Origin of the sequence: Nocardioides nitrophenolicus, assembly GCF_016907515.1 — a bacterium.
Lineage (GTDB): Bacteria > Actinomycetota > Actinomycetes > Propionibacteriales > Nocardioidaceae > Nocardioides > Nocardioides nitrophenolicus.
The window spans coordinates 4786642-4800737 of record NZ_JAFBBY010000001.1 but is presented as its reverse complement, the minus strand read 5'-3'; the positions used below and the strand labels follow the sequence as shown (position 1 = coordinate 4800737).

The window sequence follows — 14096 nt, the reverse complement described above, 5'->3', positions numbered from 1 at the left end:
GGCCCGCTCAGTAGTGCTCGGCGGGTCGCAGCGTCGCCTCGGCGCCACCGTCGACGTAAATCACCTGTCCGGTGACGTGGCTGTTGACCTCGCTCACCAGCCAGGCGAGCAGCTCGGCCGGGGCCTCCGGCTCGGCGTACCCGTTGAGCGGCATCGGGACGGCCGCGTCCATCACGGCGCGCATTCTCGGGTCGTCCATCAGGCCGGCGCTCATCGGGGTGAGGATGACGCCGGGGGCGATCACGTTGAGCGGCACGCCGGCGTCGGCCCACCCGGGCGCGACGCAGGTCGCGCGGGCCCACCGGGCGAGCGCCGCCTTGGTGGACGGGTAGATCCGGGTCGGTGCGCCCTCCTCGACCAGGGCCGCCGCGCGGTCGGTGGCGGCCGTCGTACGGCCGGCGAGGAGGAGGTCGACCAGCTCGGGGTCGTGGGGCTGGGTGCCGGAGATCGAGCCGACCACGGCCACCCGGCCCGCCGCCGAGGCCGCGAGAGCCGGCTGCAGCCCGGCGACCAGCTCGACGGTGCCGAAGTAGTTCACCTCGACCATCAGCGGGCTCGGGACCGAGGTGCCGGCGCAGGTCACCAGGCCGTCGAGGAAACCGTCGCAGCGCTCGGCGATGCCGACGACGGCGGCGGCACGTCCCTCGGCGGTGGCGAGGTCGGCGACGACGTCCGCGTCGACCCGGTCGACGGTGATGACACGGTCCCCGCGGGCCTCGAGGATCCTCGTGAGCGCGGCGCCGATCCCGGAGGCGGAGCCGGTGACGGCGATGGTGCGGGACATGGGTCTCCTCCGTGCTGGTCTGGGTCAGTCGGGGTGGTCAGATGTGGGAGCCGCCGTCGACCCGCAGGTCGAGGCCGGTGAGGTACGACGCGTCGGACGAGGCGGCGAAGGCGACGGCGGCCGCGATCTGCTCCGGCCGCGCCGGGCCGAGGGGCGAGCGGATCCGGTCGAAGGCGCTGAGGTCGAGACCGGGCTCGACGGCGACACTGCGGGTCAGCGGGGTGTCGACGGTGCCCGGCGAGAGCGGGACGACCCGGATCCCGCGGCCGACCAGCTCGGCGGCCAGGCTCAGCGAGAAGCCGAGGACGGCGCCCTTCGACGCGGAGTACGCCGACATGTAGGGGTTGCCGTGGGCGGCCGACGTCGAAGCGACGTTCACGATCACCCCGGTGCCCTCCGGCAGCAGCGGGACCACCTCGCGACAGAAGAGCGCCGTACCGACCAGGTTGACCTCGAACAGCTCCCGCAGGTCGGCGACCGTCAGGGACCCGATCGGCGTCGTACGGTGCGCGCCGGCGACGTTGACGAGGACCTCGACGCTGCCGAGCTCCGCGCGCGCCGCGCCGACCGCGGCGACGACCGCCGCCTCGTCGGTCACGTCGACGACGGCCGTGCTGACCCGTCCGGGCCCGACCGACGTCGCGACCGTGTCGGCGAGCCCCGCCGCATCACGGTCGACCGCGAAGACCGCCGCCCCCTCGGCGACCAGGCGCACGACCGTCGCCTGGCCGATGCCCGACGCGGCGCCGGTCACGATGACATTGGTGCCGCTGAACCTCTGCATGACCGCGACCCTAGGGACGATCGCGTCCCCGGGCCGCGGCGATCACCGGTCAGTGGGAGTGGCCGCGCCTCACGCGTCGAGGGGACGCAGCAGCAGGGCACAGGCGGCCCGGATGTCGTCCTCCGCGTCCTCGATCGAGAACCGGTTGTTGAGCAGGGAGACCAGGGTTCCGAACCAGCAGGAGACGATCAGCCGGATCTGCCGCTCCCCCTCCTCGGTCGCGTCGGTCATGCCGGCCGCGCGCTGGACGATCCGCGCGAAGCGCGCGTCGTCGAAGGCCGACTCCTGGGAGCCCATGGCGTAGGCCTGGCTGTTGGCCTGGATCATCGCCAACGAGAGCTTGGGCATCCGGGCCATCTCCCGGCTGATCCGGATCAGCAGGTCCGCCACGCCGGCCGCCGGGTCGGCCACCTCGACGGTCTCGGGCTGCTGGTCGTACTCCCCCACCCGCCACCGCATCACCGAGCTGAACAGGTCGACCTTCGAGGGGAAGTAGCGGTAGAGCGTGGCGATCGCGACGTTGGCCTGCTTGGCGACGTCGTTCATCTGGACGTGCTCGAGGCCGTGCTGGGCGCCGAGCTTGGCCGCCGCCCGCAGGATCCGCTGGTAGCGGTCCTTCTGCACGCTCGAGCTCGGCTTGGCCGCCGGCCGGCCCTCCGCGATCCGTGGCACTGCTGACTCCCTCCGGTGACTGCGTCCCGATGGTCCGACCGGACGGGGGCGATCGCGTCGCATGCTACCGGTCAGTGGGATCCCGGACCGGGTGATCGGGCCCGTCGCCCGGGCCGCGACCCTTCCGGTGAGTGGGACCGACGGCACCGGCCGTCGTACGACCCCGGACAGACTCGCCGGACCAGACATCCGCGCCCGGCGTCCCGTCCATCGGCACCCATCGGCGCGACGAGCCCTCGAGGGGAGATCCGCACATGACCGCAGTCGGAGACGAGGTCCGCCACATCGAGTCGGGCCCGCCACCCACCCGCTTCGCACGCGGCTGGCACTGCCTGGGTCTGGTCCGCGACTTCGAGGACGGCACGCCGCACCAGGTCAACGCCTTCGGCCAGAAGCTCGTCGTGTTCGCCGGCGAGGACGGCGCGATCAACGTGCTCGACGCCTACTGCCGCCACATGGGCGGCGACCTGTCGCAGGGCGAGGTCAAGGGCAACGAGATCGCCTGCCCGTTCCACGACTGGCGCTGGGGCGGCGACGGCCGCTGCAAGCAGATCCCCTACGCCCGTCGAGTCCCGCTCCGCGCCCGCACCGCCGCCTGGCCCACGATGACCCAGGACGGCATGCTCTTCGTCTGGAACGACCCGGAGGGCAACCCGCCGACCGAGGACGCCGTCATCCCGCGGATCGAGGGCTACGACAACCCCGAGTGGACCGACTGGGTCTGGTACACCACCACGATCGAGGGCTCCAACTGTCGCGAGATCGTCGACAACGTCGTGGACATGGCGCACTTCTTCTACGTGCACTTCACCTTCCCGACGTACTTCAAGAACATCTTCGAGGGCTCGGTCGCGACCCAGCTGATGACGGGCACCGGTCGCGAGGACGTCGCCCGCCCCCAGAACAGCGGCGACGGCCCGAAGAGCACCGGCACCACGTCGACTGCGGCGTACTACGGCCCGTCGTTCATGATCGACGACGTCACCTACCACTACAGCGACGGCAACGACATGCCGACGACGCTGATCAACTGCCACTACCCGATCGACGCGAACTCGTTCGTGCTGCAGTACGGGATCATGACCAAGAAGCCCGCCGGCGTGGACGACGACGCGGCCACCGCCACCGCGCGCCGCCTCGGCGACTTCATCCGGATCGGCTTCGAGCAGGACGTGCAGATCTGGCGCAACAAGGCCCGCATCGAGAACCCGCTGCTGTGCGAGGAGGACGGTCCGGTCTACCAGCTGCGGCGCTGGTACGAGCAGTTCTACGTCGACGCCGCCGACGTGACCCCCGAGATGGTCGAGCGCTTCGAGTTCGAGATCGACACCACCAAGCCCAACGAGGCCTGGCGCCACGAGGTCGAGCAGAACATCGCTCGGCGAGACGCCGCCGCGGGCCAGCCGGTCTGATGGCCGTCCGGCCCGACGTACGGCTCGCCGAGGGCCCCATGCAGCCCGTCTCGTGCGGGACCTGCGGGGCCGTCGTCGAGGCCCGGAAGAGCTCGTGGGACCAGACCAGCATCCAGTGGAACGACGCGGCGCTCGCCGCGTGCATGGAGCGCCGCGCCTCCTCCCCACGGCCCGGACCCAACGGTGCGACCTTCCCCGGCTGCGCCGCGCTGCGCGACGCGATCCGGGAGGCCGCCGTACGCGGCGACCTCTCCGTCATCGACGAGGCCCCGCTGAGGACCAACCCCGACCACCACGCCAACGACTTCGACACGGAGGTGCACGCCTGATGGGCGTCGACCTGGAACGCCACGGCCCCTGGGCCGTCATCGCCGGCGGCTCGGAGGGCGTCGGTGCGTCCTTCGCTCGGCAGCTCGCCGAGACCGGCCTGAACCTGGTCCTGCTGGCCCGCAAGCCCGGCCCGCTGGAGGAGACCGCGACCGCGTGCCGTGAGCTCGGGGTGGACGTCCGCACGCTCGCGGTCGACCTCACCGCCCCCGACGCGATCGAGCGGGTCGCCGAGGTCACCGAGGACCTCGAGGTCGGGCTGCTCGTCTTCAACGCGGGTGCCAACACCTACGGCCACGAGTTCGTCACCGGCGACCTCGACCGCTTCCAGGGCGTCATCGACCTCAACGTCACCGCCCAGCTCGCCCTCGTGCAGCTCTTCGGCGCACCGATGCGCGAGCGGCGCCGCGGCGGCATCCTGCTGATCGGCTCGCTGGCCGGCTACCTCGGCGCGGCCCAGATCAGCATCTACGCCGCCGTGAAGTCCTTCTGCCGGGTCTTCGCCGAGGGCCTGTGGCTGGAGATGCAGGCGTACGACGTCGACGTCCTCGAGTTCGTCCTCGGCGTCACCCGCACCCCCGCCATGGAGCGCGCCGGCCTCAACTTCGACATCCCCGGCATGCACGTCTCCGAGCCCGACGACGTCGCCCGCCAGGCCCTCGCCCTGCTGCAGGACGGCCCGGTCCGGGTCGCCGAGGGCAACGAGCGGGTCGCCGAGCACCGCAGCGGCCACGACCGCTCCGCGCTGGTCCGCGAGGCCCTGGCGACATCGAGGAAGCTGCTGCCTGCCGCCTCCGAGTAGCGCGACCCGGCAGAAAGTGGCGCCGGGGTTGGGCCGACCCGGCAGAAAGTGGCGCCGGGGTTGGGCCGACCCGGCAGAAAGTGGCGCCGGGATTCGGCCGACCCGGCAGAAAGTGGCGCCGGGGTTGCGCCGACCCGGCAGAAAGTGGCTCACGGTCGGCGCCGGTCCGAGCCGAGGATGTCGCTAGCGACACGCGATTCACGCTCCCGTCCACAGGCCGGGAAGCTCCATGGTTGGCCGCTGTCCGCACGGGCACGCGGCCGACCATGAGACGAACCGACCTCCAGCACCTGACCGAGCTCCCCGCCGACTTCCCGTTGCCGCTCGACCAACCGTTCACCACGACGACCGCGCGACGTGAGGCCGGGCTGTCCCCACGCCAGCTCGCCTGGCTCGTCGACCAAGGCTTCCTGCGACGCCTCGTCCGCGGCGTGTACGTCGCAAACCAGGTCCCCGACAGCCTCGAGCTGCGCTGCGCGGCCCTCCGCCTCGTCGTACCGAGGGACGCGGTGGTCTGCGACCGTCACGCCGGGTGGCTGCACGGCGCCGACATGGTGCTCGAGCCCAACGAGCACGTGCACCTCGCGCCGGTGTGCGTCTTCCTTCCCACACCCGGCCGCCGCCTGCGCATCGGCCTCGCGGCGAGCGGGGAACGCAGCTTCGTGCGTGGCGACGTGATCGAGCTGAACGGGCTGCGCGTCACCTCCCCGTTGCGGACGACCTGGGACCTCGGCCGTCAGCGGTACGTCGAGGCGTCGCTCGCCGCGATGGACCAGATGCTCCGGCTGGGCCTCTTCTCGCCTGCCGAGCTCGCCGCCGGCGTACCTCGTTTCAAGGGCATGCGCTGGGTGACGACGCTGCGCACCATGGTCGCGTACGTCGACGGCCGCGCCGAGTCGCCGCCGGAGTCGATCCTCCGGCTCCGCTGGATCGAAGCGCACCTGCCGCCGCCGATCCCCCAGCTCGAGGTCTACGACGTCGAGGGCACCTTCCTCGCCCGGCTCGACCTGGGCGCGACGGACCTCCCGTTCGCGGCGGAGTACGACGGCGACGAGTGGCACTCCAGTCCGGACCAGCTCCGCCACGACCGGGAGCGGCGGGCGCTGGTCGAGGCGGAGACGGGGTTCTCGATCGCGGTGGTGCGCAAGGAGAATCTCTTCGGTCCGCGCGCCGATGTCGAGGCGGTCCTCCGGCGCGGCGTCGCGGAGGCTCGACGACGGTGTGGTCTGCCAAGATGAGCAGCACCACTTTCTGCCGGGTCGGCCCAACCCGGGCACCACTTTCTGCCGGGTCGGCCCAACCCGGGCGCCACTTTCTGCCGGGTCAGCGCGACGCAGCAGCCAGCCCGGCGCGGCGGCCGAAGAAGGTGCCGTCCCCGAGCGAGGTGCCGGAGATGTACCCCTGCCCGTGCATGCCGGAGCTGGCGCGGCCGGCGGCGTAGAGGCCGGGGATCGGGACACCGTCGAGCGACAGCACCTCGCCGTCGACCGTCGTGCGCAGGCCGCCGAGGGTGAAGCCGGCGAACCCGGTGGCGCCGGGGGCGGCGCGGTGGGTCGGGTTGTGGAAGCCGATCCGCGGGTCGATCGCGGCGAACGGACCGGCCAGGACCCGCGTCCAGCGCGCGTTCTTGTGGAACACTGGGTCCCCGCCAGCAGCAGCGCCCGCGTTGTAGCCCGCGAGGGTGCGTGCCAGCGAGCCGCGAGGCATGCCGAGATCGGCCTCGAGCTCCTCGATCGTCTCGGCGGCGTACGACGGCACGGTCCCCCACAGGTCGGCCTCGCCGACCTCCTCGAGTGCCTGCGCGTCGACGATCACCCAGCAGGGGCCGGGCTCGTGCAGCGCGGCGTGGCTGAACAGCCCCGGGTAGACGTCCTCGTTGATGAACCGCTCACCGCGCGCGCTGACGAGCATGCCGCGGCAGGCGAGCGCCGGCAGTGCGGTGTAGGCGACCTCCACGACCGACATCCGACGTACCGCGGCGCCCAATGCCTGGGCCATCACGATGCCGCTACCGTCGTCTCCGCCGTCGCTGACCACGCCGTGGCCGAGCAGGTCGGGTGCGTGCGCGGCGACCATCTCGGGGTTGTCGGCGAAGCCGCCGGTCGTGACGACGACGCCCCGGCGGGCGCGATAGGTCACGTCCTCGCCGAACCGCCGAGCGCGTACGCCGACCACCCGGCCGGCCTCGACGACCAACGACACCGCGCGGGTGTCGGTCTCGGTCACCACGCCGGCCGATGCACACGCGGCGACCAGGCGGTCCATGACCAGCCAGCCGCCGAAGCCGCCGGTGGCGGGTCGGTGCCCGCGCGGGACGGGGCGGGCGATCTCGTCGTACGGCCAGGCGTTCTCGCCCAGCCACATCAATCCGTCGGTGGTCGGCGGCATCCAGGAAGGCGCGTCGTAGAGCGACTTCTCGAACTCGAGCCCCAACCCGCGGAACCATTCGAAGTGCTCGACGCTGCCCTCGCAGTAGAGCCGCAGCTTCTCCTCGTCGGCATGCGGACCGAGCGCCGCGCGCAGGAAGGCGAGCATGTTGTCGGCGTCGTCCTCGAACCCGAGGGCCTCCTGCACAGCGGTCCCGCCGCCGAGATAGAGCTCGCCGCCGGACTGTGCCGATGAGCCGCCCGCCCCGCTGGCACGCTCGAGGACGACCACGGAGGCGCCGGCGCGCCGGGCCTCGATGGCCGCGGCGCCACCGGCGCAGCCGAAGCCGACGACCACCACATCGACGTCGGCATCGGCGCCGTGCACCGCGTCGCTCACGCCGGTGGGAGGAAGGCGGCGAGCGGCTCGGACCCGGACCAGTCGTGACCCCAGTAGCTGTCCGCGGTGATCTCCTCGGCGGTGTAGAACGCCTCGTCGACGAGCATGCCCTCACAGCCGTACTCGAGGTCCCAGCCGCCGGGCGCGCGCACGTAGAAGGACACCATCTTGTCGTTGGTGTGCCGCCCGAGCGTCGAGGACAGCGAGAACCCGGCCTGGTTGACCTTGTCGAGTGCGCGGCCGACGGCGTCGAGGCTGTCGACCTCCATCATCAGGTGCACCAGGCCGGGCGCCTCGCCGTGCGGCGCGGGACAGACGGCGAGGCTGTGGTGACGCTGGTTGACGCCCATGAAGCGGACCCGGCGCGGCGGGAGTGCCGCGCCCATCCGGATCGCACCGCGGGGCAGGAAGCCGAGCACCTCGGTGTAGAACGAGACGGTCTCGTCCGCGGCCGTGGTCGGGAGGACGACATGGCCCATCCCCTGCTCGCCGGCGACGAACGCCTGGCCGTGGCCGGTCAACACGGGGCTGTGGTCGAGCACCGGGCCGAAGAACACCTCGACCGGCGTACCCGCGGGATCGTCGAACCGGATGGCCGCCTCGACCCGCCGCTCGTCGCACTCCTGCTGGCTGAGCTCCTTGAACGGCACGCCCGCCGCCTCGACGGCGGCGGCGACCTCGGCGAGGCCGAACTGGTCGCGCACCTCCCAGCCGACGGCGACCACGCGGTCGACCTCGCCGGGCAGGACGACGAGCCGCGCGTACCGCTCGTCCATGCGCAGGTAGAGGCCGTCGGCCACCGGCCCGGTGGTCTCCTGCATCGCCAGGCAGTCCACCGTCAGCTCGCGCCAACGGGGCAGGTCCTGGCTCTGCACGATCAGGTAGCCCAGGCCACGGATCGCCGTCATCTCGTTCTCCTCATTCTCAGTCTCAGTCGTCGTCAGGGGTCAGATCATCGAGAGCATCGGTCCCGGCGGCGGCGTCACGTCCATCGCGGTCAGCGACTGCACGTGGAACACCGATCCGGGGACGTGGATGGCGTGCGCGAGGCCCATGTGCCCGTCGCGCCAGAACCGCTGGATCGGGTTGTCCATCCGCATCCCGTTGCCGCCCGACCGGGCGACGACCTCGTCCATCGCGCGGACGGCGCGCCAGGCCGCGGAGACCTGGGTACGACGGGACTCGGCCCGCTCCGCGAAGGTCACGTCCTCGCCGCGCTCCGCCTTGGCGTAGAACCGGCGCGCGTTGTCGAGCATGCTCACCCGGGACGCCTGGATCTCCGCTGCAGCCTGGCTGATCGCGAACAACACGTAGGGGTCGTCCTTCACCTTGGTGCCGGTGATCTGGACCCGCGTGCGCTGGTAGGCGAGGTGCGCGGCGAGCGCACCTTCGGCGATGCCGATCACGGCCGAGGTGATGCCGAGGGGGAATGCCGTGGTGAACGGGATGTGGTACGTCGGGTTGGCCAGTCCGGCCTCGCGCGGCTGGCTCCCGTCGGCGAACCGGGCGAACTCGACGACGCGGTAGTCGGGGATGAACGCGTCCTCGACGGTGATGTCCTTGGACCCGGTGCCACGCAGGCCGACGACGTTCCACGAGTCCTCGACGATCGTGTAGTCCGATCGCGGCAGGATCACGTGGTGGACGCGGGGCGGCATGATCGCCTCGCCGTTCTCGTCGCCGAGGTAGGCGCCGAGGAAGATCCAGTCGCAGTGGTCGGTACCCGACGAGAACTGCCAGCGGCCGTTGAAGACGTAGCCGCCGTCGACCGGACGGATGACGCCCATCGGCGCGTACGGCGAGGCGATCCAGGTGTCGTTGTCCTCGCCCCAGACCTCCTCCTGCACCCGCGGGTCGCACATCGCCATCTCCCACGGGTGCACGCCGACGATGCCGGCGACCCACCCGGTGGAGCCGTCGAGGCTCGCGAGCCGCATCACGGCCTCGGCGAACTCGGCGGGGTGCGCCTCGGCGCCGCCGTACTTCGCGGGCTGGAGCATCCGGATCACGCCCGTCTCGCGCAACAGTGCGGCGGCGCGGTCGTCGAGCCGGCCCAGCCTCTCGTTGCTGGGGCCCAGCGCGGCGATCTCCTCGGCGCGGGCCTCGATCCTCTCGAGCACCTCACTCATCACGAACTCACTTCCTCGGCGTGGGTCTGCACGGTGGCACCCGGCGCGACTGCGACGGGCGGGGTCTTCCGGTCATCGGCGAGGCCGGCGGCGTGGCGCGCGGCGAGGTAGCCGAACACGATCGAGGGGCCGATGGTGGCGCCGGGGCCGGCGTAGTCGGTGCCCATCACCGACGCGGCGCAGTTGCCGGTGGCGTAGAGACCCGTGACCACGCTGCCGTCCTCGCGCAGCACCTGTCCGCGGTCGTCGGTGACCAGACCGCCCTTGGTGCCGAGGTCGCCGACCTCGATCCGGACGGCGTAGTACGGCGCCCGGTCGATGACGTCGAGGTTCGGGTTGGGCAGCGTCGGGTCGCCGTAGTAGCGGTCGTGGGCGCTCTCGCCGCGGCCGAACTCCTCGTCCCTCCCTGACCGGGCGTAGCCGTTGAACCGGTCGACCGTGGCGCCGAGCACGTCCGCGGGCACGCCGATCGCGGCCGCCAGCGCGGCCACCGTGTCGGCGCGATGCACGATTCCCTGGTCGTAGAACCCCTGCGGGAAGGGGGCTCCCGGCAGGATCTGCGCGAACGGGTAGCGCGAGCGCGCCCGAGAGTCCATCACCAGCCAGGCCCTCTCGTTGCCGCTGGCGAGCTGGTCGTGGACGAAGTTGACGTACGGCGACGCCTCGTTGGTGAACCGGCGTCCGTCGATGCCCACGATCACCTGGCCGGGGATCGCCCGCTCCGAGACGAGCGGGATGGTCGCACCGGCCGGGTGCGTGACCGAGGGCATCCACCAGGCGTCGTCCATCAGGGCGACCGCCGCGCCGGCCGCCTGGCCCGCCGTGATCGCGTCACCCGTGTTCTCGACGGCACCGAGGCTGTGGTCGGGACGCGCACCCGCGGGCAGGTAGCGCTCCCGCATCGCCGGGTTGTGGTCGAAGCCGCCGGCCGCCAGCAGGACCCCCTTGCGGCCGCGGATGCGGACCTCCGCGCCGTCGCGCGTGGCGACGACTCCGGCGACCCGGCCGTCCTCGAGGACGAGCGAGGTCATCGCGGTCTCCAGCCACAAAGGGATGCCGGCGTCCTTGAGGGCCATCCGCATCCGGGCGACGAGGGCGCGGCCGCCGGTCGCCATGTGGCGGCGGCGTACGACGTTCGAGCCGACCCGCCAGGCCGCGCGCAGCGAGGCGCGGCGCCCCTGCCAGGTCCGCTTGACCATGGCGAGGTCGTGGTAGTCCTTCGCGGTGACCCAGAGCCCGAGCGGGCCCTTCATGCTGTTCGGACGCTGGTACGCCTCGTCCTCCCCCAGCTTGCGGGTGTCGAACGGCCTGGCCTCGATCGAACGGCCCGCGGGACGGCCGCCGGGGAGCTCGGGGTGGTAGTCGGCGTACCCCTTGGTCCAGGCGAACCGCACCCACCGCGACCGCTCCAGGAGCTCCATCGCGGCCGGGCCGTGGTCGACGTACGCCGCCAGTCGGGCCGGGTCGACCGTCCCGCCGGTGATCGTGGTCAGGTACTCCAGCACCGACGCACGCGAGTCGTCATGGCCGGCCCTACGCAGGGTCGGGTTGTTGGGCACCCAGATGCCGCCGCCGGAGATGCCGGTGCTGCCGCCGAACTTGGCACCCTTCTCGATCACGACCACCGACAGGCCGGCGTCGAGCGCGGCCAGCGCGGCCGTCATGCCGCCGCCGCCGCTGCCGACGACGACGAGGTCGAACTCGTCGGTCCAGGTCGCGCTCATGCGGCGTGCTCCCCGTCCTGCTCGGTGAGGAAGGCGAGCACGGTCCGCTCCCAGGCGCGCTTCTGCTCGATCATCGCCCAGTGCCCGCAGTTGGCGAACACGTGCACCTCGACGTCGGGGATGGTCCGCATCGGGATCAGCATCATGTCCATCGGGCTGACCCGGTCGTCACGGCCCCAGGTGAGCAGGGTGCGCGCCTTGATCCGGTCGAACTGCGCCCAGCCGGGGGTCGCCTGCGCCGAGCTCCCCGCGCCGGCGAAGGCGGCGGTGATCGCGGCCCGGCCGTACATCCGGCGCGCGACCTCGAGCGTGTCCGGCTCGGTGGCGAGTGCCCAGCGCTGCTCGATCAGCTCCTCGGTGACCATCGACTGGTCGAAGACCATCGAACGCAGCCAGGCGACCAGGTTCTCGCGGGTCGGGTTCTCGACGAACTCGACCAGCAGGTTGATGCCCTCGCCCGGGGCGGGGCTGAAGATGTTGCGGCCGACGCCGCCGACGGTGACCAGTCGTCGTACCCGCTCCGGCTGGCTGATCGCGAGCCGGGTCGCGACGCCGCCGCCCATGGAGTTCCCGATCACGTCGACCCGGTCGAGGCCGAGCCCGTCGAGGAATCGCTGCACGGCCGGAAGCGCCGCAACCATCGGGTGCTGGTCGGTGGTGTCGCTGACGCCGAAGCCGGGCAGCTCGAGCACCAGGCACCGGAAGTGCGGCGCGAAGGCGGGAAGGTTGTCGCCGAAGTTGCGCCATCCGGTGACGCCGGGTCCGGAGCCGTGCAGCATCAGCAGCGGGGGGCCGTCGCCGGCCTCGTGGTAGCGCAGCACGCCGGCGTCGGTGGCCAGCTCGCGTCGCGTGGAGTCGTGGGTCAGCTCGGTCACGCTCCGCACGCTAGGTGGCCCTCCACGAACGGGCCCGCCCCCTTCCCGGTGACCGGGAAGCCCAGTCCTGGCGGGCGATTGCGGGCCGTCGTACGTCGTCGGGCGGGTGCTCGGGCCGTCCGCCGTCACTCACCGGGACCTGCCCGACCCTCGCACCACGGCGTCGCTAGCGTCGACGGCATGAGCACCGCAACCGAGCCGTCCGCACTGGAGATGCGCGCCGCGATGGGCAACTTCGCGACCGGCGTGACGATCGTGACCGGTCTGGACGACGGTGAGCCGGTCGGCTTCGCGTGCCAGTCCTTCGCCTCGGTCTCGCTCGAGCCGCCGCTCGTGCTCTTCTGCGCCGACCACTCCGGCCGCGCCTGGCCACGGATCCGGCGCTCGGGACGGTTCACCGTCAACGTGCTCGGCGAGGATCAGGCCGACCTGTGCGAGCGGTTCGGCTCGAGCCGCGGCCGCAAGTTCGAGGACCTCGCCTGGGACCTCTCCGCCGACGGCACCCCCAGCCTGCCCGGCGCCCTGATGCGGGTGCACGCCGTGGTCGAGAACGTCGTCGTCGCCGGCGACCACGACGTCGTCATCGGCCGGGTCACCCGCCTCGAGACCCCGCATCGGGCCGCCCCGATGCTGTTCTTCCGCGGGCGGTTCGGCGTCGAGGACCAGCACGAGCAGCTCGCTCCGGACCTGTGGGGCTGGGGCGACCACTGGGGCTGACCCGGCAGAAACTGGCTCTCAATCTCCGCCGACCCGGCAGAAACTCGCTCTCAAAACACGACGACCCGGCAGAAACTGGCACCTGCGGGATGCCACTTTCTGCCGGGTCGGCCGGCTTTCACGACCACTTTCTGACGGGTCGGCCGAAATCCGGAGCCAGTTTCTGCCGGGTCGGCTATACCCAGGCACCGGAGGCCGCGTCGGCGACGAGACGTTCCATAGTCGCGGCGGACCAGGTGGGCTGGGTGGCGGGGGGCGCGGGAGTGCGGGCCGGTCGCGCGGCAGGGGCGGGCGCCGCCTCGGGCTGCGGGAACAGGTCGGCCGCGGTCTGCCGGGCGGCGCGGAGCACGAGGGGGGCGACCCGCTCGACAGGCGCCCGCAGGTCGCCGACGAGGGAGACCGCGCCGACCGCACCCTCGGGGCTGCGGATGGCGGCGGCGACGCAGGCGATGTCGGGGTGTGCCTCCCCACGCTCGTACGCGACACCGTGGCGACCGCGGATCCGGTGCAGCTCCTGGTGCAGCAGGGCGAGGTCGGTGATCGTCGACTTCGTCAGCCGGGCGGGCCGGGCATCGACGATCTCGTCGACGCGCTCGGCGGGCAGCCAGGCGAGGATCGCCTTGCCGAGGGCGGTGGCGTGGGCCGCGGCGTGACCACCGACCCGCGACGGCACCCGTACGGCGAAGCGGCCGCCGATCTTGTCGAGATAGCGCACGTCGGGCCCGTCGAGCACGGCGAGGTGCGCGACCAGTCCGGTGCGGACCTGCAGCTCGTGGAGGTACGGCGCGGCCGCCTCCCGCAGCTCGGTGTCGGCGCGTCCGCCGCCGCCCAGGCCGAGCGAGCGCGGTCCGAGCGAGAAGCCGAACGAGGTGTGGGCGAGCCATTCGAGGCGGACCAGCTGGTCGAGGATCCGGTGGGCGGTCGAGCGCGGGAGGTGGGTGGCCCGCGAGACCTGCTCGAGGGTGAGCCGCGCGGCAGGGGACTCGAAGGCGTCCAGGATCAGCGACATCCGCTCCACCATGGACGGCGGCAGGTCGCGGCCCGCGCTGGTGGTGGCACCCTCGGCGACCGGCTCGACGATCTGAGCGCTCATGACTGCTCCCC

14 protein-coding genes are annotated in these 14096 nt (G+C 72.2%); 5 read left to right on the top strand and 9 right to left on the bottom strand.

Features of this window, described 5'->3' with window-relative positions; genetic code table 11:
* Window positions 1–7 precede the first annotated feature (7 nt).
* The 3 genes from JOD66_RS23125 to JOD66_RS23115 all read right to left on the bottom strand — a co-directional run bounded on the left by JOD66_RS23125 (window position 8) and on the right by JOD66_RS23115 (window position 2240).
* The gene (locus JOD66_RS23125) at window positions 8–784 is read right to left on the bottom strand and encodes an SDR family oxidoreductase (RefSeq protein WP_204839157.1); all 777 of its coding nucleotides are present in this window, start codon (window positions 782–784) and stop codon (window positions 8–10) included.
* 37 nt (window positions 785–821) lie between these two features.
* Window positions 822–1568 (bottom strand): SDR family NAD(P)-dependent oxidoreductase, encoded by a 747-nt coding sequence (locus JOD66_RS23120; RefSeq protein ID WP_204839156.1) that lies wholly within the window; start codon window positions 1566–1568, stop codon window positions 822–824.
* Window positions 1569–1637: 69 nt separating this feature from the next.
* The gene (locus tag JOD66_RS23115) at window positions 1638–2240 is read right to left on the bottom strand and encodes a TetR/AcrR family transcriptional regulator (RefSeq protein WP_204839155.1); all 603 of its coding nucleotides are present in this window, start codon (window positions 2238–2240) and stop codon (window positions 1638–1640) included.
* A gap of 254 nt (window positions 2241–2494) precedes the next feature.
* Here JOD66_RS23115 and JOD66_RS23110 point away from each other — a divergent pair, with 254 nt between their 5' ends.
* From JOD66_RS23110 to JOD66_RS23095, 4 genes are all read left to right on the top strand, one after another.
* Window positions 2495–3652: a 3-ketosteroid-9-alpha-monooxygenase, oxygenase component gene (locus tag JOD66_RS23110; RefSeq protein ID WP_204839154.1), complete on the top strand. Its 1158-nt coding sequence runs from the start codon at window positions 2495–2497 to the stop codon at window positions 3650–3652.
* Window positions 3652–3981, top strand: coding sequence for a hypothetical protein (locus tag JOD66_RS23105; protein ID WP_204839153.1), 330 nt, complete (start codon window positions 3652–3654; stop codon window positions 3979–3981). Before JOD66_RS23110 ends, JOD66_RS23105 begins: the two co-directional genes overlap by 1 nt.
* Window positions 3981–4781, top strand: coding sequence for an SDR family NAD(P)-dependent oxidoreductase (locus JOD66_RS23100; RefSeq protein ID WP_204839152.1), 801 nt, complete (start codon window positions 3981–3983; stop codon window positions 4779–4781). The genes JOD66_RS23105 and JOD66_RS23100 overlap by 1 nt, the downstream gene beginning before the upstream one ends.
* A 266-nt stretch (window positions 4782–5047) precedes the next feature.
* A complete protein-coding gene (locus JOD66_RS23095) occupies window positions 5048–6019 on the top strand; it encodes a type IV toxin-antitoxin system AbiEi family antitoxin domain-containing protein (RefSeq protein ID WP_204839151.1) in 972 nt (323 codons plus the stop codon).
* Between the two features lie 85 nt (window positions 6020–6104).
* Here JOD66_RS23095 and JOD66_RS23090 read toward each other — a convergent pair whose 3' ends face one another.
* From JOD66_RS23090 to JOD66_RS23070, 5 genes are read right to left on the bottom strand one after another with little or no spacing between them, the layout of a single operon-like run.
* Window positions 6105–7547, bottom strand: coding sequence for an FAD-dependent oxidoreductase (locus JOD66_RS23090; RefSeq protein ID WP_204839150.1), 1443 nt, complete (start codon window positions 7545–7547; stop codon window positions 6105–6107).
* Window positions 7544–8455, bottom strand: a complete 912-nt coding sequence (locus JOD66_RS23085; protein ID WP_204839149.1) for a VOC family protein — start codon at window positions 8453–8455, stop codon at window positions 7544–7546. Before JOD66_RS23085 ends, JOD66_RS23090 begins: the two co-directional genes overlap by 4 nt.
* 39 nt (window positions 8456–8494) lie before the next feature.
* Window positions 8495–9676: an acyl-CoA dehydrogenase family protein gene (locus JOD66_RS23080; protein ID WP_239545400.1), complete on the bottom strand. Its 1182-nt coding sequence runs from the start codon at window positions 9674–9676 to the stop codon at window positions 8495–8497.
* Window positions 9676–11400 (bottom strand): FAD-dependent oxidoreductase, encoded by a 1725-nt coding sequence (locus JOD66_RS23075; RefSeq protein WP_204839147.1) that lies wholly within the window; start codon window positions 11398–11400, stop codon window positions 9676–9678. The genes JOD66_RS23080 and JOD66_RS23075 overlap by 1 nt, the downstream gene beginning before the upstream one ends.
* Window positions 11397–12275, bottom strand: a complete 879-nt coding sequence (locus JOD66_RS23070) for an alpha/beta fold hydrolase (RefSeq protein ID WP_307823671.1) — start codon at window positions 12273–12275, stop codon at window positions 11397–11399. The genes JOD66_RS23075 and JOD66_RS23070 overlap by 4 nt, the downstream gene beginning before the upstream one ends.
* A 180-nt stretch (window positions 12276–12455) precedes the next feature.
* Here JOD66_RS23070 and JOD66_RS23065 point away from each other — a divergent pair, with 180 nt between their 5' ends.
* Window positions 12456–12992 (top strand): flavin reductase family protein, encoded by a 537-nt coding sequence (locus JOD66_RS23065; RefSeq protein WP_204839146.1) that lies wholly within the window; start codon window positions 12456–12458, stop codon window positions 12990–12992.
* Between the two features lie 175 nt (window positions 12993–13167).
* On the opposite strand, the gene JOD66_RS23060 is transcribed toward JOD66_RS23065, so the two are convergent.
* Window positions 13168–14085: an IclR family transcriptional regulator gene (locus JOD66_RS23060; RefSeq protein ID WP_204839145.1), complete on the bottom strand. Its 918-nt coding sequence runs from the start codon at window positions 14083–14085 to the stop codon at window positions 13168–13170.
* Window positions 14086–14096 lie beyond the last annotated feature (11 nt).

Bases quoted from the DNA above. Each gene is read 5' to 3' on its own strand.
- JOD66_RS23125 (WP_204839157.1), bottom strand. From the start codon at position 784: ATGTCCCGCACCATCGCCGTCACCGGCTCCGCCTCCGGGATCGGCGCC.
- JOD66_RS23120 (WP_204839156.1), bottom strand. From the start codon at position 1,568: ATGCAGAGGTTCAGCGGCACCAATGTCATCGTGACCGGCGCCGCGTCG.
- JOD66_RS23110 (WP_204839154.1), top strand. From the start codon at position 2,495: ATGACCGCAGTCGGAGACGAGGTCCGCCACATCGAGTCGGGCCCGCCA.
- JOD66_RS23105 (WP_204839153.1), top strand. From the start codon at position 3,652: ATGGCCGTCCGGCCCGACGTACGGCTCGCCGAGGGCCCCATGCAGCCC.
- JOD66_RS23100 (WP_204839152.1), top strand. From the start codon at position 3,981: ATGGGCGTCGACCTGGAACGCCACGGCCCCTGGGCCGTCATCGCCGGC.
- JOD66_RS23095 (WP_204839151.1), top strand. From the start codon at position 5,048: ATGAGACGAACCGACCTCCAGCACCTGACCGAGCTCCCCGCCGACTTC.
- JOD66_RS23085 (WP_204839149.1), bottom strand. From the start codon at position 8,455: ATGACGGCGATCCGTGGCCTGGGCTACCTGATCGTGCAGAGCCAGGAC.
- JOD66_RS23080 (WP_239545400.1), bottom strand. From the start codon at position 9,676: ATGAGTGAGGTGCTCGAGAGGATCGAGGCCCGCGCCGAGGAGATCGCC.
- JOD66_RS23075 (WP_204839147.1), bottom strand. From the start codon at position 11,400: ATGAGCGCGACCTGGACCGACGAGTTCGACCTCGTCGTCGTCGGCAGC.
- JOD66_RS23065 (WP_204839146.1), top strand. From the start codon at position 12,456: ATGAGCACCGCAACCGAGCCGTCCGCACTGGAGATGCGCGCCGCGATG.
- JOD66_RS23060 (WP_204839145.1), bottom strand. From the start codon at position 14,085: ATGAGCGCTCAGATCGTCGAGCCGGTCGCCGAGGGTGCCACCACCAGC.